Below are 23529 nucleotides of genomic sequence, written 5' to 3' on the forward strand. Positions count from 1 at the left end.
GTCGCGTCTCGCACGCCAGGATTTCAGCTGCTTTGAGATCTTCCGGACCGAAACTGTCCGGCGATCATCGCGACGCGTGCGCCATAGCGGCGGGCCGTCTCGAGGTCTCCTGGCGACATCTCTTCAGGCGACGCATCGGCAGGTGTCTGGGCCATCGGCGCGATGTAGGAGCCCATGCGATTCAGGTCGTCACGCATTGAGGCTTTCACGTTTGCCGGCTTGATATCCATGCTGACCCAGATGCCGCTGTGCTGCCCAGCGAGAAGGAAGAAGTATTCGAGCGTATTGAGCTTGTCGCCGTTGATACTCGCGCTATTGGTAAAGCCGCCAAAGATCTTGTTTTGCCACCCGCCTTCGAACCAGGGCTTCGAGGATGCGTCCGCGAACTTCTTGAACTGCCAGCTGGGGCCGCCCATGTAGGTCGGCGAGCCAAACATGATCGCATCCGCGCCGGCGAGCGTCTCCCAAGCATCCTCGGCAAGGTTTCCCTCGGTGTCGATCGCAACGAGTGCGGCGTCAGCGCCTTCGGCGATAGCTGTTGCCATACGCTCGGTATGGCCATAGCCAGAGTGGTAAACGACGACCGTTCTAACCGGCGACCTGTGTTGATTCATGGTTGCTCCCTTTCGTTCAGGTTGTCCTGTGGACGACATGGGAAGCTAGTCTACTGAGTCGCAATTGAGCTATAAATGATGTTAAACATAACGTTCTGTTACTCCTCGGGTGAACAATGCGAAACCTTGACGCACTTCTGATTTTTGCCCGTGTCGCTGAAATGACGAGCTTCACGCGTGCGGCCGAAAGCCTCGGTATCCAGAAGGGACGTGTCTCTATGGTGATCCGTGGGCTTGAGCGAGATGTGGGGGTCACCCTCCTGCATCGGACCACGCGAAGTGTGCAACTCACTGAAGATGGACGCGCCTTCTATTCACGCGCACGCGACCTGCTGGCCGAATTAGAAGAATTGCAATCGATGTTTGTGCGTAACGGCACACCGCTACGAGGGAAATTGCGAGTCGACATGCCGACCGAGTTGGCGCAAAGCGTTGTGGTTCCCGCACTACCGCGACTGTTGGCGGCGCATCCAGAGCTGGAACTGGAACTGTCCAGCACTGATCGGCGTGTTGATCTCGTCCAGGAAGGGTTCGATTGCGTGGTTCGTCTGGGCCCGATCGTCGACGAGACGCTGATTGCCCGACCGCTTGGCAAGTTGCGCATGATCAATGCGGCGAGCCCGAGCTATCTGGCACGGTACGGCATACCGCACACGCTCGACGATCTGCGCACCCAGGGGCACCAGATGATTCACTACACGCGCACACTCGGCGGCAAGCTTGCCGGATGGGAATATCCAGACGGCGACGGCTATGCGTCGCTTCCGCTGCCAGGTGCGATGCAAGTCAACAGTGTGCAGACCTATCATGCAGCCGCACTTGCGGGCATTGGGTTGATCCAGGCGGGATATTCGGCGCTCGCGCATCACATCGAACGGGGCGCGCTAGTGGAGGTTCTTCCCGGCCTACGTCCTGATCCCCTTGCCGCGTCGCTCGTCGTGGCCCATCGGCGTAACTTGTCGCAACGAGTCCGGGCCTTCATGAATTGGATCGAGAGGGTATTGGAGCCCTATTTTGATTAACCGGTAGGTGTAGCGGCACAATGGGCAGCGGACAATTGTCAGGTGTCCGGAGCATAGCAGCCGTTGGAGCGTCAGCGGCAGAGCGTAGCCGAGCGGCAGAAATTGGCCGACTGCTGCCTCGGGCCATCGGGTCAGCCGGGCCAGACGCGGCTGTTCGGACGGCGCCGCCTCGGAGACCACTTCCAGAATTCGGCCGACGTCCGCAGCGACAAGCGAGTGCAAGCAGCTCTGGAGCGATCAATCCGGCAAGCTTCCTTTGCACCGTTCAACCGCGCTCGCCTGCTAACGGAGCCGCGCCGGTCGGGTCGCCGCTTTGTCGGCCTTGTAGCGTCCCGGCGTGTCCCCTGTCGCTCGCCTGAACATATCGATGAACGCGCTGACGTTGTCGTAACCAGGCTCCAACGCGGTGGCCGTCACACTGACGCCATCCGCAGCAAGTTCCAGAGCGCGTAGGAGTCTTGCCTGCTGACGCCATCGCGCGAAACTCATTCCAGTCTCCGCGATGAAACGTAAGCGGTCGTTCAACGACGCCTCGCTGATCGCAATTGTGGTTTCGACGCGCCAAGAGCCCTGAGAAGTTGGCAATGCTCCGCCGTCTGACCGCGGCAGTCGACGACCTGCCGCAGCGCGCGTCGCATACGCTGCAGATCCCGGATCTTGCCCTCTATAGCCTCAAGGTGACTGCGGGTCATGCGGTCTGCATTCGAGCAAGGTTGATCGGGGTGATGCGCGAGCGCGAGCAGCCCGCGAATCTCATCGATCGTGAAGCCTAGTTCGCGTCCGCGCCGAACGAATGCGAGACGTTCGACGGAGGCATCATCGTACTGTCGATATCCGTTGCCCGCGCGACTCGCGGCCGGTAGCAGTCCGACTTTTTCGTAGTAGCGAATCGTTTCGATATTGACGCCGGAGAGCTCGCTCAGCGTACCTATGGGATAGATGACGGTCATGGCTTGACCCTGTAGTAGCTACAGGGTTCAGGATACCTCTTTCGGCATCTACTGGAGGGCGCATGCCCGGACATTGTTGTGACCACTGCGCGGATGGCCCAATTCGGCCAGGCGAAGGCTATCGCAAACTGCTCTGGGTCGCATTGGCCATCAATTTCCTTATGTTCGCAGTCGAGGTATTGTCAGGCTTTCGCGGGCGATCCGTCTCACTGCTGGCGGATTCGCTAGACTTTCTCGGCGACGCAGCCAACTACGGGATCAGTCTCTTCGTGCTAGGTATGAGTGTGGGCGTTCGCGCCCAGGCTTCGCGGCTCAAGGCCGCCAGTATGTTGGTGTTCGGCATCTGGGTACTGGGCATGGCATGCTGGCATGTCAACGCTGGCAGTTCGCCACGCGTGCCTACGATGAGCGTTGTCGGAATCTGCGCGCTCCTGGCGAACGGTGTCGTAGCGGCGCTGCTGTTTCGGTATCGGAAAGGAGACAGCAACATGCGCAGCGTCTGGCTCTGTACCCGCAACGATGTGCTTGGGAACGTCGCGGTTCTGTTTGCAGCACTCGGCGTATTAGGAACCGGATCTGCGTGGCCTGACCTGATCGTTGCTGCAATCATGTCGACCTTGGCACTGACCTCTGCAGTGCATATCATGCGTCAGTCGAGAGTCGAATTGCGCGACGGCGCCGGGCGATGTGAGGCAGCAGTAAAGTCATAATTCATGCCTCTGTTATCCCGCTCGAGGCGTACCAGGTAGACGCCATGGAAGCAGCGCGGCGTATTCGCCGACGTTCGTTGCCTTTGGCAACATCTCGAACAGCCAGCGCAGATAGCGATATGGATCAATGCCGTTCGCCTTGCAGCTTTCGACGATTGAGTCGAGATTGGCGCTGGCATGCGCACCGGCTACAGAATCCGCGAACAGCCAGCCCTGGCGACCGACGACGAACGGCCTGATCGCGTTTTCGCACAGGTGGTTCGAGATTGGCCAGTTACCGTTCTCGATGTAGCGAACCAGCTTGGGCCATTGTCCGCGCATGTACAGCGGGGCCTTGCCGAGCAGACTCGACGGCACGACGGGAGCAATGCGTACACCGTCACCGCTTTGAAACCCTGCAGCACGCCGGCCGCGCGATCGCCGACTGGATCCAGTTCTACAACCATCGACGGCCCCACCAGGCGCTGAAGATGAAAACCCCGGCTGAGGCATTCGCTTTAGCTGCTTAACCTGTGCAGGTGTCGCTGGGTCATTGCAGTTTCGTGACGTAGCTTACCGGGAGACAGGTGGCGATGTTCTTCGTCCACTTCGTCGTCACGCCCCCGCGCAGTTCGAGCGACGTATTGCCGAGCGACGTGGCGAGATCGCAGACAGCCGCCTGAAAAGAAGCGAATCCGGAAGACGCGATTCCGGACCGCCGTCGCCACATCGGCCGCTGCCGCGCTCCAGCTTCATCGATGCGCGCGCTCGCGCATCCACCGCGTCGCAATCCACTTCTCCCCGCGACGCACCGGCGCCCCGGCATGCAAGCTCAACGGGTCGAGCTGGCGCATCCCGTTCATATAGCGGAAATAAACCGCGTTTCCTTTCCTGCCCGCGACCGAAATGCCCGCGTCGGGGAATACCGTTTCGCCCCCTTCCGGCACATCGTTCAGGTAGATGACGAGCGTCGCCACCCGTTGACCGCCATGTGCCAGTTGAACCGTGCTGCCGCTCTGCTCCGGCGGGAAATAATCGAAATGCGACCGATACTCGGCGCCGGGACCATAGTGCAATATCTGCAGCCCTTCGCCGTTCTCCACCGGCCAGTTCATCAGACACGCGATCCGCCGGTCGAGCCGTTCGATGAACGCATCCTCGCCGCGCGAAAACCACGTTCCCTCGCTGGTCCGGTTCCGGATCACGTCTTCCGCGCCTGTCTCGGGATTGATCGTGGTATTGCGCTGGAGCCGGTGCCGCGAACGCTCGATCAATTCGTCGCACTCGGCGGCGGAGAACACGTCGCCGAAGATCACGATCTGCGGCCGCTCGCAGCGCATCAGCACGGGAACGTCGCGATCGAACGCACGGACGAGGTTCCCCGCCGGGACCGGCGCCGGATCGTAACGATATGGCGCGGAGTCCGTCGTGACGGCCCGGTCGTCGGCGACCGCACCGCCCACCGCGCGACGCACGGCCGAATCGGCCGCAGCCGGGTCGAAGCCGGCCTGCACCATCGCGGCCGCCATCGACTCGGCAGTACATCCGCGGGTCACGTTGGTGGCCAGCCAGGCTTCCCAGTTCGCATCGACTGTCAGCATCGGTATCGTCTCCCCGGGCATCAGCGGCGTTGCATCAAATCCATCGTCGCGTCGACGCACCCGGCGACGGAGAGCGCCACCGTGTCCAGCCGCAGGTCGGGGCTCAGCGGTTCCTCATACGGGTCGCTGATGCCGGTGAAATTCGCGAGATCGCCCGCACGTGCGCGGCGATACAGTCCCTTCGGGTCGCGCGCCTCGCATACGGCGAGCGGCGTTGCCAGATATACCTCGAAGAAGCGGCCTTCTCCCACGGTCCGGCGCGCCCGCTCGCGATCGTCGCGGTACGGCGAAATCAGCGCGGCGATGGCCCACGTTCCGGCGTCGTTGATCTGCCTGCAGCGGTCCGCCACGCGCCGGATGTTCTCGCTTCGATCCGCCTTCGAAAACCCCAGATCGCGGCTCAATTCCTTGCGCACGACGTCGCCGTCGAGTACCTGACAGGCCGCGCCCATGGCGGCGAGACGCTCCGCGAGCGCCTGTGCCAGAGTCGTCTTGCCTGCGGCGCTCAGGCCGGTCAGCCACAGCGTGGCCGGTTGATTTTTCATGTTGTCACACCAGGAAGTTCATCACGGGGATACGCCACCACCAGCCGGAACACGGCAAGGCAAGCTGCTCGCAGCCGCTTGCAGCCGGTCGCAGCACGACGACCGATGCCGGCCATCGCCGGAACATCTGCCGCGTCGGCTCCGTGCGCGACGAGTCCTCCGGCAAATCGCCCGGCGAGGACATCCGCGCGCGGCTCACTGTCCATGGGGCTCGCCGGAACAGCGCGGCGAGATCGTCAGCAAGCGAGGCCAGTACGCGCTCCAGTCGCCATCGTGGCTCACATCGGCCACCGTGCGCGCCTGCGCACAGCGTTCTCCGGCCGCCGCCACGAAGCGCTGCGCCACTTCCGGCGGCACGACCGTATCGCCTGCGCCGCTGAAATGCACCTGCGCGATGGACGCAACCCGGTCCGCGAAGTCGATGGGATTCTCCGACTCCGGCATCGGCGAAACGTGATGCAGCCGGTTGACGAACTCGTCGTCGAGATTGCCTGCCACGGTCCTGATCGACGCGACATCGGTGCGGCGCGCCGCGACCAGCACCGCCAGCGCGCCGCCGCCCGAATAGCCGATCAGGTTGATGGGCTGCCCCGGCGCCCGCGCAGCAAACTGGCTCACCGCGTCGTTCATCGACGCCACGACGTCGGGCGCGAAGCGCCTGCCCGTCCAGTACGGCACGCCGCAGCGCGGATTCTGTTCCATCGGCGTGAACTGGCACGGACGCGCCACGTATGCGACGTTCGGCGCGGGGTCCGCCGCCGCGAGCGCGAGCCCGGTCGCGTCGCGCGGCGTCGGGTCCAGCGAAGGCTCGCTGCGCGAAATCCACGCCAGCCCGTCGCCTTCGATATAGAGGTCGATCGGCTCGTCGGGCCGCGTGATGCGCGAAAACGTCGTCAGCACGAAATTGCCGGTGTCGATCTGCTGCCGGTGCAGCCCCACCGGCGCGGCCAGCGCATCGGCATGAGCGTTCCGGTCCAGCGAGGCGCAGCCGGCGAATGCGGCCGTCAGCAGCAGGTACGCGGCGACGGCGACGCAGCGGCGGCGACAGCGCGACAACCGCCCCGGCTCGCGCCGTTCGTACATGGCATCCGCGACGGCGAGTTTCGACGCCGGCCAGGTGGCGACCCGCGAGATCAGGCCCATCCGCGCGTCTCCCTCGCCGTGAATGTCGGAAACATCGACAGCCACTCTCCGTCGCGGCCTATCGCATCGACGGACATCCTCAGGAGCTTGACCAGCTCCGCCGCCGCGATCGCGCCAGGAAATCCCCTGCGCGCAACCGACGACGCCAGTTCCGAAACGCACCGGTTGGCAAACCCGGTCAGTTCGCGCTCTTCATGCGTGGCGTCCGCCGGACCAAAGGTCTTGATCAATGCGCCGGATGCGTCGTCGCGCCGGACGCCGGCCACGGTCGCATGGCCGGGATCGAGCAGTATCTCCAGGTTGTGGTGCGGATCGGCGAGTTCCGTGACCGGAAACAGCACGGCGAGGCGGCCGTCCCGCGTGCGCTGCGCGCGATCGCGACGCTGCGCGTCGGTGAGCAGCCGGTCGAAATACACGAAGAAAAGACATTCGCGATCGATCCCGGTCCGCTGGAAGAACCGGCTCAGCGAACTGCCGGAGGACACCATATCGACGATCAGGCAGCCGGGCTCCAGACGGCTCGCAAACGGCGCGTCGGCCGCGCCGGATTGCAGCAGGCCGCGTGTCAGGTCCAGTTGCTCGGACTCGACGGCCGGACAGATCGTCCGGAACACATGGGAAACATGACAGCAATCGCGGCTGACGAAGACCAGCTTGCGCCGCGGACCGTCGAGCGCCAGTTGCCGCAGATAAAGGGCGGCGCACAGCACGAGCGTCATGTAAGGCCCGACGACCGCCTCGTGAAACGATCCGGCCCGCAACGGCAGCGTGCGCAGCCGCACCTCGCGCACCAGGCAGGCCAGATGAGACTGGCCCGCGCCGTCAAGCTGCCGCTCCCAGCCGGTCAAGCCGGCGTCGCCGATCCTTTCGGTCGGAATCTCGAAGCGCCCCGGGATCTCGCGATCCGACACGGGATGGTCGCCGTGATGGCGCCGGATCAGGTATTCCGCCGCGAGATGCGTCCAGACGCTGCCGCGCGCCTTCCCCCAGTTGCCGACCACGGGCGGCCGGCAGGCGTGCAGACCGCACACGCGCCGCATGATGTCCTGGACCTGGTCAGCCGACAGATACATGTCGGACACCACCAGGTCGTCGGGAGCCACACGGTCGATCTGCCTGCGCACCGGAATGAGCTGATCCATTTCGACAGCCAGTTCCATCGCGATCAGGCTGCAACCGAGTTCCGGCGACACGCCCAGGTGCTGCTCCATGCACCGGTAGATCTGATGGAGCGTGTAGGGCTGCCCGCGCCCGTCGAGAAGACGCTGCGCCTGCTGCCTTGCCTGCGCGAAACCGGAGACGCCGCTGCGCTGCTCCACCAGCCGCAACACGTGATGCGGCTCGACCAGAAAGCGGGCAACCAGCGTATCGAACAGGTCCCAGGTATTGATGGCGGGTTTCATCGCTTTGCCGCGCCGCTATTCGTGCGTGAGCCGCGCCAGTTCGGACGCCATGCTGGCCATCACGCCGCCCCAGTCGCCGCGCGACGGCTGCCGGAAGAGCCGCGTGCGCGGATACCACGGCGTGTCGCTGCGCCCGAGCAGCCAGCGCCAGTCCGGCACGAACGGCAGCATCACCCAGACCGGACGGCCGAGCGCGCCGGCCAGATGCACGGGCGACGAATCCACGGAAATCAGCAGGTCGGCAACGGAGACGATCGCGGCCGTGTCCTCGAAATCCTGGATCTCGTCGCTCAGCGAGACGATCGTCATGCCCGGCGGCGGACTGTCCGCCTGCGCCGACGCGGGCCCCTTCTGGACCGACAGGAACGTGACGCCGGCCTGCGCGAGCGGCGCAAGCTGCGCGAGCGAAAGCGACCGGTTCGCGTCGTTCACATGCGTCGGCCGGCCGGCCCAGACGAGCGCCACCCGCATTCCGGGCAGGTCCGCGAGACGCCGGCGCCATTTCTCGACGCGCTGCGGATCGGCGGACAGATACGGGACGGGTCCGGGCAGGTCGGCGAGTTCGACGCGCATGACCATCGGCAGGCTCATCAACTCGCAGTGCACGTCGAACGCGGGCGGCAGCGTGCCGCGCGCGATCACTTCATCCGGGCCGGCGATTCGATGCGCGAGCGACAGCGTCTCGCCGTTCACCTCGAAAATCACGCGCGCGCCGCTTCTGGCTTTCGCCCACGACACCATCCGCATGAACTGGAAAGTGTCGCCGTAGCCCTGCTCGTCGTGGATCAGCAAGGTCTTGCCCGGGATCGGCTGTCCGTTCCAGCGCGGGCGCTGCACCTTGCGCTCGAGGTTCTTCGTGTGCGCCATCCCGTAGCGGTAGTGATACTCGCGCCAGCCGCGCTGGAAGTCGCCCCCCAGCAGCAGCGTTTCGGCCAGGTTGAATCTGGCGGCCAGATCCCCCGGCGCGCACGCGACCAGCATCTGCTGGATCGCCTGCGTCTCGGCGAGCTTGCCCTGCGGACGGATGGCGTCCGCGAGCACGCGCCACAGCACCAGCGGACCGCTGCCCGACGCGAGGTACGGGCGCACCAACGCCTCGGCCTCCTCCAGTCGTCCTGCCGCAAGCAGCGCGCGCCCGCGCTGTGCGATCTCCTCGAGCGCAGTCGTCACGCATCGACCCCGAGCGCCGCGAGCAGCGGCCCAAGATGACTCGCATACCGCTGCCAGCGTCCCTTCGACGTGCTGTAGATCGGCCGCCGCACCTGGTTGACGCTCGCCGTGCGCACCACCCGCGGGTTGTCGTGGAAACGCAGGCACGCGTCCTCCCACGGCAAGCCGAGAAACCCGATCAGCCGGCGCGCCTCGCCCTCCAGGTCGTCCACCACGCTTTCGTAGTCGAGTTCGAGGTAGCGGTCGGGCGGCAGCACGGCGGCCCAATGCGACATCAGCCGCTCGTAGTAGCGGTAAAACTCGCCCAGTTCGGTCTGGTCGTACGCGAACGACTGGTCGCCGGCGAACTGCTTCGTGTAGCAGGACAGGCACGTGTCCACCGCGTCCCGGCGGCAATGGATGATGCGGGCGCCCGGCAGGATCAGCGGGATCAGCCCGGCGTACAGGAAGTTGCCCGGCATCTTGTCGATCAGCCGCAAGCTTCCCCGCGCCAGCGGAGTGATCCGGTCGAGATACGCGCGGCCCATCCGCGCCGCCTCGTCGGCGGTGAGCGCGCCCATCGCATCCGGGAAGCCGCCGTGCTCCTCGACGATCACGCGCAGCGTCGACAATTCGCCCTCGCCCGTCACCGAGGAATGCGACGACATGATCTGTTCGGCCAGCGTGGTGCCCGAGCGCGGCATACCGACGATGAACACCGGCAGATCCGACTGCACGCCAGCGCCCTTCAGCCGTTCGAACAGCGCGGGCGTGAAGACGTCGGCGATGCGCTGCATCCACTGCCCGGTCGCCGCGGAATCGTAGCTGAACGTGCTGCGCTTCAGGCGATTGGCCCGATCCAGATGCACGAACGCGCGCGCGGCATCGCCGATGTCGAGATATGCCTTGCCCAGCGAGAAATGCGCCGCCATGCGGTCCGGCAACGGCCGGCGCTCGCCGTCGGCAAGCAGCGCTTCGATCGCGTCCACATCCGGATCGCCGGGCTCGAACGTCTTCGCATCGGCGCGGCTCGCCAGCACCCGGGCCGAGCCGGGAAAACGCTCCAGCGCCGCGTCGAACGCCGCCGCCGCCTCGGCCTTCCGGCCGGCTTCCATCAACAGCGTCGCGCGCCCGATCAGCGCCTCTTCGGCAACCGCGCCGGGCAGCGTGGCGGCCTGTTCGAACTCCGCGAGCGCCTCGCCGGTTTCTCCCAGCGCCTGCAGCACCTGCGCGAGCGTGTGATGCGCGTCGGCACTGCGCGGCGCGAGCGCGACCGCCTGCCGCGCGTATTCGAGCGCGCGGTCCATGCGCTCCAGATGCTTCAGCGCCTGCGCGCGCGCCATCAGGCCGCCGGGATGCTGCGGCGCGAACGACTGCAACGCGTCCAGCGCCTGCAGCGCCGCGCCGTGACGCCGGCGCGTGATTTCCGCATCCGCGAGATTCAGGTACGCATCGACGAGCTGGGGGTTCAGTTCGATGGCGACACGCGCCCGCTCCGCCGCCTGCTCGTACTGGCCCTGCGCGGTCAGCAGGAACGCGAGATTGCTGTGCGCCTCCGCATAGTCCGGATCGAGCTTCAGCGCCTCGCGATAATGCGGGTCGGCCAGATCCAGCCTCCCGAGACGCCGGTACGTGTTGGCGAGATTGTTGTGCGCCTGCGGCGCGTTCGGCGTCAGCGCGACCACCCGCTCCAGGCAGTCCCGGCTTTGCTCCAGCTTGCCGGCTTCCTGCAGCAGGATGCCCAGGTTGTTCCAGCCCTCGACCAGTGCCGGATCCATCGCGACCGCGCGCCGCGCGGCTTCCTCGCCTTCGGCGAGCAGGCCCTTGCGGCGATACATCTCCGCGAGATTGCTCGAATAGATGGCCGGCGCACGCGGCGCCATGCACGCCTGGCGCAGATGGCCGATCGCCAGGTCCAGATTGCCGTACGCGCAGGCCATCAGGCCGAGCAGATGCAGCGCGTCGGCGTGCCCCGGCCACGCGGCCAGCACGCGCTGGCAATAAATCTCCGCCTCGTTCGCCTGGCCTGCGCTCCAGTGCGCGTGCGCGCGGCTCATCGCGTCGGCGATGCTCATCGGATTGGGTACAACGGAACTCGACATGGACGTTCGGAACAACCTGAATCAAAAAACGGAATGGGAGCTTCGCAGAATACCGGATCGGGGCGTTCCCGGGCACGCCTCGCGACCACCGGCATTTCCCGACCGGACCACCGCGGCCGGCGCCCCGATCCGGTCCGGAAACGGCGGGCGCACGCAACGCGCCCGCCGCCCTTTCCGCACGCCCCCGATCAGAACAGCTGCCGCAGACGCAAGCTGCCGGTCTGCGACACGAAGTGAGGCGCAGCCTGCAGCTCATAGCGGGCCGTTACGGTCAGGTTGCTCGCCTTCAGCACCGTCACGCCAAGCGACACGCTGGCCAGATCCCCCACCGGCTCGGACCCCACCGTGGTGAACGCCGTCTGACCGGTCGGATCCGCAACGAAGCCCGCCGAGGTGACCTGTTTCGCGTGGTCGTACTCGTGGATCCACTTCAGTTGCAGATCGGGCACGATCACCCCGTACGAGGTGTCGAAGCCACGCTCCAGCTTCATGCCGAGGGCGCTCTTCACCGATGTGTTATGCGTGCCGCCCACCGACAGCGCCGCGCCGTTGCCGCCGGTTTCCGTATAGCTGTTCTGATGCTGGTAGCTATACGTGATGCTCGCAAGCGGGGTGAGCGTGAACTGCCCGACCGCCAGCGGCCAGCCGCCTTCGGCGCTCGCGACATATTGCTGGCCGCTGAACTGGCCGTTCGCGGCGCTGGAGAAGCCCGGGAAAGCGATCTGGCGCGTCGTGTCGAAGTGCTGCAGCACCACGCCGCCGGACAGGTTCACGTACCACGGCGTCCCCGCGTAGCTCGCGTAGCCGATCAGGCCGTAGCCGTTCACGCGCGTCGAATCGCCGGCGCTGTTCTCGGTCCCGTCGATCAGCGAGTTGCTGTAGCTGAACACGCCGCCCGCGCGCCAGCGATCGCCGAACGCACGGTCCGCACCGACCAGCAGGCCGGCGTAGTTGGCGCTGTAGCCGTCGACCTGCGCGACTTCCCCCTGCCCCGCATGGCCGCCGAACGCCTGACCCCATACGCCCCACTGCGGCGGGGCTTCGCCCGTCGCGATCCCGGAAGCCGCCGAACCGTCCGCCTGCGCGAGCCGCAGACTGTCCGAGTGCGCGGCCACGACCGTCAGCACCTCGAAGGTCGGCGCGGCGGCGGCCTGCGACCCCGCCCCCGGATGTGACGGCGCGAGCTGCCCGCCCGCGTGGTTGGCCTGGGCCGTCGAGCCGGACGCGTTCACTGCGAGCACTGCGTTCTGCAGGTTCATCAGGTTCGCATTGAACCCGGTGTAGCTCAGCACACCCGTCAGCGACGCGATCGCGTTCGGCGTCGTAGCCGGAGCGCGCGTCGGGGTGGGCGTCGGAGTTGGCGTGGGCGTGGGCGTCGGGGTCGGGGTCGGGGTCGGCGTCGGGGTTGGAGTCGGCGTAGGCGTAGGCGTCGGCGTCGGAGAGCAGGTCTCAAGGCACAGTTCGAGAGCCGTATGGCCGCCAACCGTTACCCGTTGTCCGACGATCGTGCCGCCGTAACCGTTCGCCGAGTAGTTCAGCGTCGCCTCGTTGTAGCTGGCGGTGCCTGCCGTATCCACGACGAGATAGCGCTGACCGTCCGTGAACGCATAGCTCTGGCTCCTCAGCCCGACCGACGAACCCGATGCGATCGTGGTATTGCCAGTCACCATCAGCTCGCCGTAGTTCGACGCCGACGTCACGCCCGACAGCAGCGTCGCACCCGCGCCCTGGCTGTAATTGCCCGTGATCGTCATCGGCGCGTTGACCTGCAGCGTCGCGCCGACGTTGTTCACCGTATTGCTGCCCACGTTGATTGCATCGTTCAGCAGCAGGTTGCCCGAGCCGAACACCACGTTGGACGAAGCGTTCGCGATGGTGCCGATCGCGCCGTCGACACCGGTCAGGGTGCCGAAGACCGATCCGCTGCCGCCGTTGATGTTCAGGTCGCTGCTGGAAAGATTCGCGATGTTGCCGGCGATGGTCCCGCTGTTGGTGATCGTGCCGAGCACGCCGGAGGCCGCGTTGTACAACGCATAGCTCGAACCGGTCAGCAGACCGCTGTTGGTCAGCGTGCCGATCGAATCGCCGTTGCCGTTGTAGATCCCGGTCCGTTCGCCGAGGATCGTGCCGCTGTTGTCGAGCGTGCCGATCGGGCCGTATGCCTGATAGCCGTTGTAGATGCCGGCCGTGACGCCGCCGATCAGACCGCTGTTCGTCAGCAGCGCGATGCTGCCGCCTTCCGCGATGCCGTTCACGCCGCCGATGATCAACCCGCTGTTGTTCAGCGTGCCGATCGTGCCGTTCAGGTCCACCACCCCGTTTATGGTGCCGAGGATCAAGCCGCTGTTCGCGAGCGTGCCGATCGTGCCGCCCCAGTTCGCGATGGCCGTCCGCTGTGCGGCGATCGTGCCGCCTGCATTGTTGGTCAGCGCGCCGATCGTGCCGCTGTTGTTGATGCCGTTGCCCGGATTCGTGCCGTCGCCGATCACGCCGCCATCCGCGTTCGTCAGCGCGGCGATGGTCCCGCCGTTCACGATGCCGGTGTTGCCGTTGATGGTGCCGCTGTTGATGATCGTGCCGAGCACGCCGCCGCTCAGGTTGTACAGCGCGTAACTCGAGCCGGTCAGCAGACCGCTGTTCGTCAGCGTGCCGATCGAATCGCCGTCGCCGTTGTAGATGCCGGTCCGGCCGCCGCTGATCGTACCGCTGTTGTCGAGCGTGCCGATCGGCGCAAGGGCCTGATAGGCGTTGTTGACGCCGATCGTCCCGCCGCTGATCGTGCCGCTGTTGTTCAGCAACGCGATGCTGCCGCCTTCCGCAACGCCGTTCGCGCCGCCGCTGATCAACCCGCTGTTGGTCAGCGTGCCGATCGAGCCGTTCAGGTCCACCACGCCGTTCAAATTGCTAAGGATCGTGCCGCTGTTCGTGAGCGTGCCGATCGTGCCGCCCCAGTTCGCGATGGCCGTCCACTGTCCGGTGATCGTGCCGCCCGCATTGTTGGTCAACGCGCCGATCGTGCCGTTGTTGCTGATGCCGTTGCCGGGATTCGTGGCGTCCCCGATCACACCGCCATCCGCGTTCGTCAGCGCGGCGATGGTCCCGGCGTTCACGATGCCGGTGTTGCCGGTGATCGTGCCGCTGTTGATGATCGTGCCGAGCACGCCGCCGCTCAGGTTGTACAGCGCGTAACTCGCGCCGGTCAGCAGACCGCTGTTCGTCAGCGTGCCGATCGAATCGCCGTCGCCGTTGTAGATGCCGGTCCGGCCGCCGCTGATCGTACCGCTGTTGTCGAGCGTGTCGATCGGCGCAAGGGCCTGATAGGCGTTGTTGACGCCGATCGTCCCGCCGCTGATCGTGCCGCTGTTGTTCAGCAACGCGATGCTGCCGCCTTCCGCGACGCCGTTCGCGCCGCCGCTGATCAACCCGCTGTTGGTCAGCGTGCCGATCGAGCCGTTCAGGTCCACCACGCCGTTCGAATTGCTAAGGATCGTGCCGCTGTTCGTGAGCGTGCCGATCGTGCCGCCCCAGTTCGCAATGCCCGTCCACTGTCCGGCGATCGTGCCGCCCGCATTGTTGGTCAGCGCCCCGATCGTGCCGTTGTTGCTGATGCCGCTGCCCGGATTCGCGGCGTCGCCGATCACACCGCCATCCACGTTCGTCAGCGCGGCGATGGTCCCGGCGTTCACGATGCCGGTGTTGCCGGTGATCGTGCCGCTGTTGATGATCGTGCCGAGCACGCCGCTGCTCAGGTTGTACAGCGCGTAACTCGCGCTGGTCAGCAAACCGCTGTTGGTCAGCGTGCCGAGCGTGCCGGTGTTGCAGATGCCCGCGCTGCCACCGCTGATGGCGCCGGTGTTGCCGAGCGAACCGATCGCGCCCCGGGTATAGACCCCGAACTGCTCCGCGGTGACGGTTCCGCTGTTGTCGAACGAACCAATGCTGCCCGACGTGCCGACGTATACGGCTCGCGAACCCGAGCCGCTCGCGCCGATGAACATGGTGTTCGTCAACGATGCGATCGTGCCCGTGTTGAACACGCCGTTCGACCCCGCGCCGATACCCACGATCGAACCGTGGTTGACGACCGTGGAAATGGTCCCGCCGTTGTTGTCGATGCCCGCCGCGCCACTGCCGTCCGCCTGGATGTAGCCGGTGTTGGTGAGCGTCCCGATCGTCCCCTGGTTATAGATGCCCGTGGCGGACGCACTGGCGACGACCGAAATCGTGCCGCTGTTTCCGATGGAGCCGATCGTCTGATAGTTCGCGATCCCCATCGGGTTCGGCGCCAGCGCAGTTTCTCCAACGCCGTCGGTGTTCCCGGTCGAGCTGTCCACCACGAGCGAGCCGGCGTTCCGAATGGAGCCGATCGTGCCGTTGTTGGCGATGGCCTGGCCTCGATCGCTGCTGGCGTAGATCGTGCCGCCTGCGTTGTTGACGATGGTGCCGATGGACGCCTCGTTGTCCACGCTGCGCCGCTGCGCCGAGATGGACCCGCTGTTCGACAGCAGCGTGATCGATCCGTTGTTGCCGATCGCTTCGTAGACCGCAGCGCCGCCGACGATACCGCTGTTATCGATCGCGCCGAGCACGCCGCCATTCGCGTTGGTCAGCGCGCCAATCGTGGCGGAGGCGGCATTGTAGATGCCGACGCTGCCGCCGATCGTGCCGCTGTTCGTCAGCGTGCCGATCGTTGCGTTCGCCCGGTTGGCAATCCCCGACCCGCTGGAGGTGATCATGCCGCTGTTCGTGAGCGCGCCGATCGTGCCGCGGTTCACGACGCCTGCATTGAAGCCGCTGATGGTCCCGTTGTTGATCAGCGTGCCGATCGTGCCGGTGGACGAGGTGCCCAGCCCGTAGACCGGAGTGATCATGAGCCCGTTATTGGTCAGCGTTCCGATCGTGCCGCTGTCGTAGAGGCTGCTGCCGCCGGCGCTGATCGTGCCGCCCGCATTGTTCGTCAGCGCCCCGATCGTGCCGGAATTCTGGATGCCCATGCTGCTGCTGCCGTTGCCGCTGATCGTGCCGCCATCATTGTTGGTCAGCGCCCCGATCGTGCCGGCATTCGCGACGCCGGTGTTGCCGCTGATCGTACCGCTGTTGGTCAGCGTGCCAAGACGACTGCTGGCATAACCGCTGATGCCAGCGGTTCCGATGGAGCCAACAACGCCCGTGACAGCCAGGCTGGGAGGCGTCGTGCTGCTGTCCCAGGTGTAATCAGTATTAACGATACCGCCGTTGACGATGAAACCCGGGGTCGCCATCGCTCCCTTCGCCATCACGGACAGGGCCGCGGTCAAAGCCAGCGTCAGAGCCTTCGGCAGTGTGCCGAGGTCCGCACGCCCGCGAATGGAATCGCCGACACGGCTATCCGCACCCGACCGCTTGCCCTGCGTGCGAGCCAGTTCCGAAACCGCCTGGAACATGCCCAGACCCGCGTTCCACACGACGCGATAAATGTGATTCATCCCCGACAACTCCCCGATACGATTTGTATTTGAATTACTTGCCGCAACGCGCTGCCGGCGCCGGGCTGGTCTATGTGCATTGTTTGTATTTGTCGGGACGTGGTCCGCGTCCTCTGTTCACGCGGGCACGGTCCGCGAGCGGACTACGGGTATTACTCCATCAGTAGACAGTGCGGCGGACGATCGTTGCGAATCGCAGGGCCGCGACGACGGCCCCGGAAAAAGCAGCGGCGCGGCCGAAATCATGCAGAACCGTATGCGTTGCCCGTACCGCGAATGAAGTAATCGTGTTGAACCAGGAGATGCTGACCGACATGATTCCCCGACACTGGATTTTTTTTGAACGTCGCCCGTCCATTCGACGCCATCTTCCGGCACCGCCACCGACTCTTGTCGGGCACGTGGATAGCAGCACGAAGCTTACACTGAATTCCGGCGCCAATGATACTGTCGGATGTTGGCAATCTGTTGAATTTCACACGCGAAGCGGCCCCGGTTTTCGTTATCGCGAGCGGTTGCGATCCGATACCGCACGAACCGGATAAAAGGCATTCGCGATCGCGCGGCGAGCGCCGCACACCAGCCTGCGTCGGGCATCCATCTGTCAACACTCCGAAATCCGCAATCGGCCCACTCCGCAAACGTTTTCCATATCGGTTTTTCGCACATTCCAGAAATGGCAGGAATACTTCGTTGCCCCTGAACATTTCGCTTCTCGTGCCGCCGGCGGCACACCATCGTGTCGGCGGCAATGCCGTGGTTGAACAAAGACGGCAAGAAGGAAGACACAAAGGAGCCGCAGCGGCCTGAGGACCATGCGTATGGTCCGCGCCACACGGCACCGCGTGCATCGCATCGTCCAGTGCGCCTTCGAGCCAGTTTCTGTCGAGTTTCCCGTCTGTCTTCATGTGAGCGATGGCAGGCTCGATTGCGCCTCGCCGCCGGATCATCGCGCGCCGACCGCGAGCCATGTTTCACCGCAATCCCGGGTGGTAATTCTTCGCGCCGTCCACCGCGACGCCCTTGTATCCGCAGTCGACGACGACTTCCGGCATGGCGTCGTTCAGGATTGCTGCCTGCTCCAGCGCCTCAGCCAGTGTATGGCTATTGTAAGAATTGCGCGGCATCGAGCCCAGCCAACCACCAGTCCTTCCTTGTGAGTCGTCGTGATCGACAAGCAAATATAGATACCTGTTTCCGATCCAGCGACCCATGTTCCGGGTGCGGGAGCCGGTCGTTCTCGCACGGCTTCCTGTCAAGGCGATGCGCGGTCGAGGTAATCGGAGCGGCAGATTAAGGTCATCAGGTAGCTTGTCTTTTTTTCTTGTTTAGTACGCGCTGCAACGTCTCACGCTTTTTGTGCCTCGTATTCGGTCTCGCCTGCCAATCCGTCTTTGTTGTTTTTTCGAGCGAAGGACAGCGCTATCTTTCGCTGCATGTTCAATAAACTCCCTGCCAACATAACTGTTTCCCTCACGCGAGAAGGAGATAGCGTTGACTGGAAATTCGTAATTCTGCTGATCATCGGGTTTTGAAAGAACCGGCATCACGAGCACATCGACAAAGGCATCCCGATAAATCCCATTTCTTAAGTGACTCGCAGCCCAAAGCCCGGCGTCTTGGCATCCCGGTAGATAGTCTGTTGCTTGCCGGACTCGCACTGGAAGCTGTCAACGCGCGCCGCAGTAACGTTCTGTTTGTTCACCTTTTCCCCGTGTAGGCACCGTGTAGGCAAATCCTGCGGGAATCAATCCATTTCAGTCAGTGGAAAAATCCGTTGGTTGGCGCCGGAAAACCTTATTTTTTTGGGGTTCTTGGCGTCTACATCGATGTCAATCTATGTCGAAGAATACAGACTCGCTCGGCCTTTTAATCAGGAGGCGCCGACCGAGACACCTGAGACCTTCGCCTGTCGTCAGTCTTTATTGATCGCCCGATTCGTCATCGCAAGAGACCAACTGAGCTGGCGGCAGGGACATGTTTTCCTCGCCACCGTTCCAGCCTCTCGAAAAGCATCGGTAGACGAACTGCCGAGATCGCTTTGCCGAGGAAAAAACCTTGCGCTAATTCGATCTGGGCGCGCTCCACGGCATGGTTTTGACCGATTCCTTCCACGCCATCCGCAATGACAGCGACGTCAAGCTGGCGTCCCATAGCGGCTATTGACTGCAGCGTCTGGAGACGATCTGATTCTTCCAGCCCCATGACCTCCCGATCCACCTTGATGAATTCGAAGCCGACAGGCAGCATGGAAGCGGTTATGGCCGTCGGCGTCCGTACCCCGGAGAGGGCAATGCGCACTTTGTCCCGGCGCAAGCGCGCCATGCTGCTGAGTCGTTTGGGCACGTCTTCAGCTTTGATCTGGAACACCAGCCGACTGGCCGTGAAGGCCTCGGCTCTTGTGGCGATCAGGGAAAGACAGTCTTCGTTTCCGAGACACGATTTCCACAGGTTGACCATCAGATACAGGTTGCGGCCATTGGCCAGAAGGCTCAGTTCCGTCTCGGCAGTCGAGAGAATAAACGCGATGATCTTCCTCGTCGTCCTGCGATCGGCAAGCTTGTCCATGTACCAGGCCTCGCCCCGAAAACCATATGCAACGTTTTTCCACCGTAGTACCGCCTCCAGTCCTATGCATTTCCGGGTTCTCGTGTAAAAGACCGGCTGATACTCCAGGTGGAATTCGTTGCGCTTTAATCCCCGATTGACCGCGCGAGCAAGAATCGCGCGTTCGCTGAACCAGCGAACATAAATAAAGGCGATGGCGGCGGCGAGCAGCGCCAGCAGGGCGAGTACCAGGACCACGACGGATACGATCAGTAGCAACCGGTAGCTCGCCGTAAGCACGCTATTGCGATGCGACGGAGTGGCCCTCTTCACCAGGCGGGATTCGCCGACAGGGGGAATCTGACCCGGTGGGTTCGGTACAGACATTCCGGATAGAGGTGCCGCCGGTTTCGAGGTGGCGACGACTACGCCCACTGTTTCCCGGGTCGCTTCATTCGCCAAAAGATCCGCTTTGGCCGGTGCGGCAGACGATGCGTCCTCTCGTGACCCGGTCAACTGCGTCCGGGATGTTCCGAAATCACGCTGTTCCTCATGTGTGTCAGCAAAACTCACGTTGGGCGTGCCCGGGTTCCCGGTTTGGAATGCACAAGTGCCCCGTGTCCCGTCTGCGTAAACGAATGCCTTCATCCCCGCATCGCCGAATAATGCTGGCAGCAGGAACGCACCCGCAGCAGCACAACCGTCTCCGGGCGGGACAATTGGCGTTACCCCTTGCGGGTTTGCAATTCGCGTCGCTGGAGAGGTCGGATAGAAGAAGCTGGCTTTGTCATCTGCATGGCAGACTGCACATAAACAGCAAAGGAGGCTTCCGACGACATACTTTGCTCCAGCTTTCATATCGCTCACGATCCGTAGTATCGGGATCAGTTCTCACGCGTCGCGAGGAGTGCATCCCACGTATAAAAAAGGTCGTCTTGAACCGGCCAAAAAGTCCCGGCTACTTCCGGGTGCATGCCGAAACCCGAGAGAAGGAAACGTCATGAATCAGCAGGTTGTGGGGCTGGTGCATCGGGATGCGTTGACGTAATAGCCTTGAATCCAATGGACACCGGTATCCCGGGCGATCCGGATATCGTCGGGCGTTTCGACACCTTCGAGGACAACGAGTGGTGCCATACCTTGAGCTATCCCGATCAGACGGCTAAGTTCAGCCACGCAAAGGGCGCCCTGCCGCACACGCCGGAGAAACGAACGATCGACCTTGATGATGTCGGTCGCACACGAGTTCGCGGTACCTGCGGAAAAGCCCGCGCCGAAGTCGTCAATCGCGACTCGAACGCCCATTCTTTGTAAGCGCCGGACAAACGCGGGCCCAGCGATCGGTGCGAAAGGCGCGGACTCCGTGATTTCCACGACCAGCCGGGAGGCAGCCTCGGTGTCGTTTTCCAGTTCGAGGAAAACCTCCTGCCACCAGGGATCGTCCCGCGCACTTTGCGCCGAAACATTGCAGCCGATCGTTACTCCGGGTGTGGCCTTGATTGCTTCAAGCGTGTGTCGCACGACGAAGCAGTCGAACGGTCGCATCAGCGAGAGCTTTTCCAGCGCCGGAATGAAGCGGCCAGGCAACAGGACCGTGTCGCCGACCTTCATGCGCACCAGCATCTCGCGATAAAGGATGTCTGTCCGGTCATCGATTGCGCAGACAACTTCCGGCTGAAAAAGCAGCCGATCTTCCGAGATGGCGCGGCAAACCTCGCGGGCTATTTCCCGGTCGGGTGACTCTCGCGGTACTGCCGCTGCGGCAAGTACGGTATGGCTCGAGGCCTCCACGGTCTCGCTTTCGATCGCTGACATTTCTGCTCCGAGAAGGGTAAAGGCACACAGTCGCCCCTTGCATCGCATACAAACTTTTACAACTCTCTCGCCTTGCCGCCAGACTCACCGGCACAAAATTGGTCCTTTTTGCCAATATCATTAGATGAATGAGAGATCATGGCGGCGCGGCCGAAGGCTAGGACCTAAGCCATGAAATCTACCGGGAGACAGAAAGGACCAATTTTGTCAACTAGATGGTGTCGGCATGGCCGGGAGATGAGCACAACACGCCGCTTCGCTCACCACCAATCAGGCAGAGGGGCCCTTCCTTTCTCGGAAAACACATGAAAATCGGTTACGCACGCGTTTCCACGCACGAACAAAGCCTTGCACTACAACTCGACGCATTGCGCGCAGCAGACTGCAGCAAGTTCTTCACGGATCAGGGGGTATCAGGCACGGAGTTCTGCCGGCGCGGGCTGGATGCCGCACTGGCTGCAGCAAAGGCGGGCGATACGCTCGTCGTGTGGCGGCTGGACAGGCTCGGAAGATCCCTTACCAAGCTGGTTGATCTCATTGCTCACCTCGAGCGGCGAGGAATCGAGTTCGTCTCGTTGAATGAATCCATAAATACGAGTTCGTCCGGCGGCGTGCTCATCTTCCACATGATGGCCGCGCTCGCGGAGTTCGAACGGAATCTGATCAGTGAGCGAACCCGAGCGGGCATAGCGGCCGCCCGTGCCCGGGGCAGCAAGTTAGGGAGACGGCGTGCCCTTTCGCCCGAGCAGCGATCGCAGGCGCTGGAACTGCTTCGTTGCCAGTCCGCTGCAGAGGTAGCAAAGCAGTTCAATGTGCATCCACGAACAATGCTGCGCCTGAAGGCGGCGGGAGCATAAGGTCCGGGGCGATCAGCTAGATCGCATCACGCGCATTCCGGTTCCATACGGGAAGCGGATTATCGCCCCCGGTACGAACCGCGCCGGCTTGTTGTTGATGTCCACGCAGAACTGACCCACCGGAGATGCGGCTAAAATCCTGGACTGGGTTACGCCGCAATACCGAGACTTTCCCGATATTCGACGGGGCTGGGAGAGCCGAACGAGAGAGCCCGGCATCGCGCATACGTGAGAGCCATACGGCCAACGATAGTGCGCACCGTAGCCGGAGTGGACTACAGGCTGCTCATCACAATCAGCAACCGATTCGATGGCCGAATTGCCGATTTCGTATTTCCGACCAGCCGAAGTTTATTCAGTGTGCGTCGCGCTTTGCTGGGATACTACTAAAAAGAAGCGCGATGGATCCAACTGTATTTAAATGGACTCGTTCGAGCATGGGGTCGTTCGAACCCAGTGATGCCGGAATTGAACTGGGATGGCGTCCTGCTCAAATAGTTGCCGGCCGCGTGAAAGAGGTCGTGCCAAATGCATTTCCCTCCGCGCGGCCGGGCACCTAATGCCTGAACACCCTGGCAGAGAGACAGATACCGGTCTGCCTCACGGGTAGTCCTACCTCATGCTCGAATTACTCGAGTCGTTCCGGTAGTCGCCAGCCTTAACCGTAACCGCCGAAAAAGCCACCGGCGCTGCTGCCATCACAACGCTACCCACCCTGCGCTTCAGCTTCGGCCAGCTATTCGGATCATATTTCGCCGTTTCCTTGGCACAGCACCAGTTCTGGCAGGAAGCATGCATCGCCAGTATCGCCTTCGCGCCGGCCTCGTCTCCAAACAGAGACGTGATCCCCACGCCATTAAAGGTGTCTCTGGTGCTTTCCTTTAGCTTTTCTTTCAGATTATGCACATCGGCGAATTTCGTTGTTTCCAGGTCTACGATCCATTCGTTTACGTGATCCAGAACTTTCTTGAAATTCCCTAACTCATCGCGGAGCTTGTCCTTTCGGCGCTCGACCTGTTGAATCAGAAGAGCCAGCGCGTATATGTCGTCGCAGGTACGGTCGTCAGCCTTCTTTTTGTTGAACTCCTGAATACCGTCGTTGAGCGCGTCGAACGCGTGAGCGACCTTCCATCGATACCGGTCGAGGTTCTCTACCGTCAGCTCCTTGATTTCAAACTTGACCAGATTGGCCTTGTCTCCCGCCTTCTCGGCAGCCTTGGTCTGACTCTCGTGCTTTTTGCTACGGAAAAAATCGTTGGCTCCGTCGATGATTGCCCCGGAAATAGCTCCAACGACCGGCACAGGGATCAAGGAAAGGAACAGCTTCCCGATGCCAACCGCAGCACCAAGGCCCTTACTGGCGGCGGATCCCTTGTCCGAAGAAAAAAGACTCGAAAATGCACTCCGGGTACTGTGAAAAAGCCTTGAATGAAGAATCTGTTCATCCCAGCTTTTGTTTGCGACTTCCGCTGCCGCTTGCTCGAACGGATCTGGACTGAAAAATGGACTAGGCATGTCGATCTCCTGAAGCTGGCTTAATATGAAGGCACCGTAGTGCGCTCGTAAAAACAACCGGGTCAAACGTATGGGAGCGTCTGCTGCGGCAGCCGGGCCCTAAAATTTGTCT

Annotated in this window: 18 protein-coding genes and 3 pseudogenes; 4 read left to right on the forward strand and 17 right to left on the reverse strand. The window is 63.0% G+C overall.

Translation table 11 applies throughout. The features are described 5' to 3' along the window. Positions 1–23 precede the first annotated feature (23 nt). Positions 24–614 (reverse strand): flavodoxin family protein, encoded by a 591-nt coding sequence (locus BLU17_RS21965; protein ID WP_092001206.1) that lies wholly within the window; start codon positions 612–614, stop codon positions 24–26. Between the two features lie 116 nt (positions 615–730). Between BLU17_RS21965 and BLU17_RS21970 the strand changes: the two genes are divergently transcribed. After that, positions 731–1636, forward strand: a complete 906-nt coding sequence (locus tag BLU17_RS21970) for a LysR family transcriptional regulator (RefSeq protein WP_092001209.1) — start codon at positions 731–733, stop codon at positions 1634–1636. Between the two features lie 282 nt (positions 1637–1918). Here BLU17_RS21970 and BLU17_RS21975 read toward each other — a convergent pair. Both BLU17_RS21975 and BLU17_RS21980 read right to left on the reverse strand, forming a co-directional pair. Next, positions 1919–2146 (reverse strand): annotated as a pseudogene (locus BLU17_RS21975) (helix-turn-helix domain-containing protein); the annotation flags it as partial. An 11-nt stretch (positions 2147–2157) separates the two neighbouring features. Next, a complete protein-coding gene (locus BLU17_RS21980; RefSeq protein ID WP_092001212.1) occupies positions 2158–2586 on the reverse strand; it encodes a MerR family transcriptional regulator in 429 nt (142 codons plus the stop codon). A gap of 62 nt (positions 2587–2648) precedes the next feature. On the opposite strand from BLU17_RS21980, the gene BLU17_RS21985 reads away from it, so the two are divergent. Next, positions 2649–3296 (forward strand): cation efflux transmembrane domain-containing protein, encoded by a 648-nt coding sequence (locus BLU17_RS21985; protein WP_092001214.1) that lies wholly within the window; start codon positions 2649–2651, stop codon positions 3294–3296. A gap of 12 nt (positions 3297–3308) precedes the next feature. Here the strand turns inward: BLU17_RS21985 and BLU17_RS21990 are convergent. Continuing rightward, positions 3309–3656 (reverse strand): annotated as a pseudogene (locus BLU17_RS21990) (IS66 family transposase); the annotation flags it as partial. Between BLU17_RS21990 and BLU17_RS33895 the strand changes: the two are divergent. Beyond that, positions 3563–3805, forward strand: coding sequence for an integrase core domain-containing protein (locus tag BLU17_RS33895; protein ID WP_245746971.1), 243 nt, complete (start codon positions 3563–3565; stop codon positions 3803–3805). The pseudogene BLU17_RS21990 and the gene BLU17_RS33895 sit on opposite strands and share 94 nt — an antisense overlap. A 20-nt stretch (positions 3806–3825) precedes the next feature. On the opposite strand, the gene BLU17_RS22000 is transcribed toward BLU17_RS33895, so the two are convergent. The 12 genes and pseudogenes from BLU17_RS22000 to BLU17_RS22050 form a co-directional block, all read right to left on the reverse strand. Further along, complete coding sequence (locus tag BLU17_RS22000) at positions 3826–4005, reverse strand: hypothetical protein (RefSeq protein ID WP_092001217.1); 180 nt, start codon at positions 4003–4005, stop codon at positions 3826–3828. A gap of 22 nt (positions 4006–4027) precedes the next feature. Continuing rightward, on the reverse strand, positions 4028–4876 hold the full coding sequence (locus BLU17_RS22005; RefSeq protein WP_092001356.1) for a 2OG-Fe(II) oxygenase: 849 nt from the start codon (positions 4874–4876) through the stop codon (positions 4028–4030). A gap of 20 nt (positions 4877–4896) precedes the next feature. Further along, positions 4897–5421, reverse strand: a complete 525-nt coding sequence (cysC, locus tag BLU17_RS22010) for an adenylyl-sulfate kinase (protein ID WP_092001220.1) — start codon at positions 5419–5421, stop codon at positions 4897–4899. Between the two features lie 195 nt (positions 5422–5616). After that, the gene (locus tag BLU17_RS22015; RefSeq protein WP_092001358.1) at positions 5617–6504 is read right to left on the reverse strand and encodes an alpha/beta fold hydrolase; all 888 of its coding nucleotides are present in this window, start codon (positions 6502–6504) and stop codon (positions 5617–5619) included. 50 nt (positions 6505–6554) lie between these two features. After that, positions 6555–7967 (reverse strand): hypothetical protein, encoded by a 1413-nt coding sequence (locus BLU17_RS22020; protein ID WP_092001223.1) that lies wholly within the window; start codon positions 7965–7967, stop codon positions 6555–6557. 15 nt (positions 7968–7982) lie between these two features. Further along, entirely contained in the window at positions 7983–9137 is a 1155-nt protein-coding gene (locus BLU17_RS22025; RefSeq protein ID WP_092001226.1) for a glycosyltransferase family 9 protein, read from the reverse strand. Then, entirely contained in the window at positions 9134–11218 is a 2085-nt protein-coding gene (locus tag BLU17_RS22030; protein WP_092001229.1) for a tetratricopeptide repeat-containing sulfotransferase family protein, read from the reverse strand. The genes BLU17_RS22025 and BLU17_RS22030 overlap by 4 nt, the downstream gene beginning before the upstream one ends. Before the next feature lie 188 nt (positions 11219–11406). Next, positions 11407–16683, reverse strand: a complete 5277-nt coding sequence (locus tag BLU17_RS22035; RefSeq protein WP_092001232.1) for an autotransporter domain-containing protein — start codon at positions 16681–16683, stop codon at positions 11407–11409. A 160-nt stretch (positions 16684–16843) separates the two neighbouring features. Continuing rightward, a complete protein-coding gene (locus BLU17_RS33270) occupies positions 16844–16999 on the reverse strand; it encodes a hypothetical protein (RefSeq protein ID WP_176929168.1) in 156 nt (51 codons plus the stop codon). A 505-nt stretch (positions 17000–17504) separates the two neighbouring features. Continuing rightward, a pseudogene (locus BLU17_RS22040) lies at positions 17505–17860 on the reverse strand (IS5/IS1182 family transposase); the annotation flags it as partial. 764 nt (positions 17861–18624) lie between these two features. Next, complete coding sequence (locus tag BLU17_RS22045) at positions 18625–20088, reverse strand: EAL domain-containing protein (RefSeq protein ID WP_092001233.1); 1464 nt, start codon at positions 20086–20088, stop codon at positions 18625–18627. A 147-nt stretch (positions 20089–20235) separates the two neighbouring features. Continuing rightward, positions 20236–21045: an EAL domain-containing protein gene (locus tag BLU17_RS22050; RefSeq protein WP_092001236.1), complete on the reverse strand. Its 810-nt coding sequence runs from the start codon at positions 21043–21045 to the stop codon at positions 20236–20238. Between the two features lie 305 nt (positions 21046–21350). Here BLU17_RS22050 and BLU17_RS22055 point away from each other — a divergent pair, with 305 nt between their 5' ends. Then, on the forward strand, positions 21351–21902 hold the full coding sequence (locus tag BLU17_RS22055; RefSeq protein ID WP_092001239.1) for a recombinase family protein: 552 nt from the start codon (positions 21351–21353) through the stop codon (positions 21900–21902). A gap of 612 nt (positions 21903–22514) precedes the next feature. Here BLU17_RS22055 and BLU17_RS22060 read toward each other — a convergent pair. Next, positions 22515–23417 carry a hypothetical protein gene (locus tag BLU17_RS22060; RefSeq protein ID WP_092001242.1) on the reverse strand — a complete coding sequence of 301 codons (903 nt, stop codon included), beginning with the start codon at positions 23415–23417 and terminating at the stop codon, positions 22515–22517. Positions 23418–23529: the final 112 nt, after the last annotated feature.

Origin of the sequence: Paraburkholderia lycopersici (genome assembly GCF_900096975.1) — a bacterium.
GTDB classification, from domain to species: domain Bacteria; phylum Pseudomonadota; class Gammaproteobacteria; order Burkholderiales; family Burkholderiaceae; genus Paraburkholderia; species Paraburkholderia lycopersici.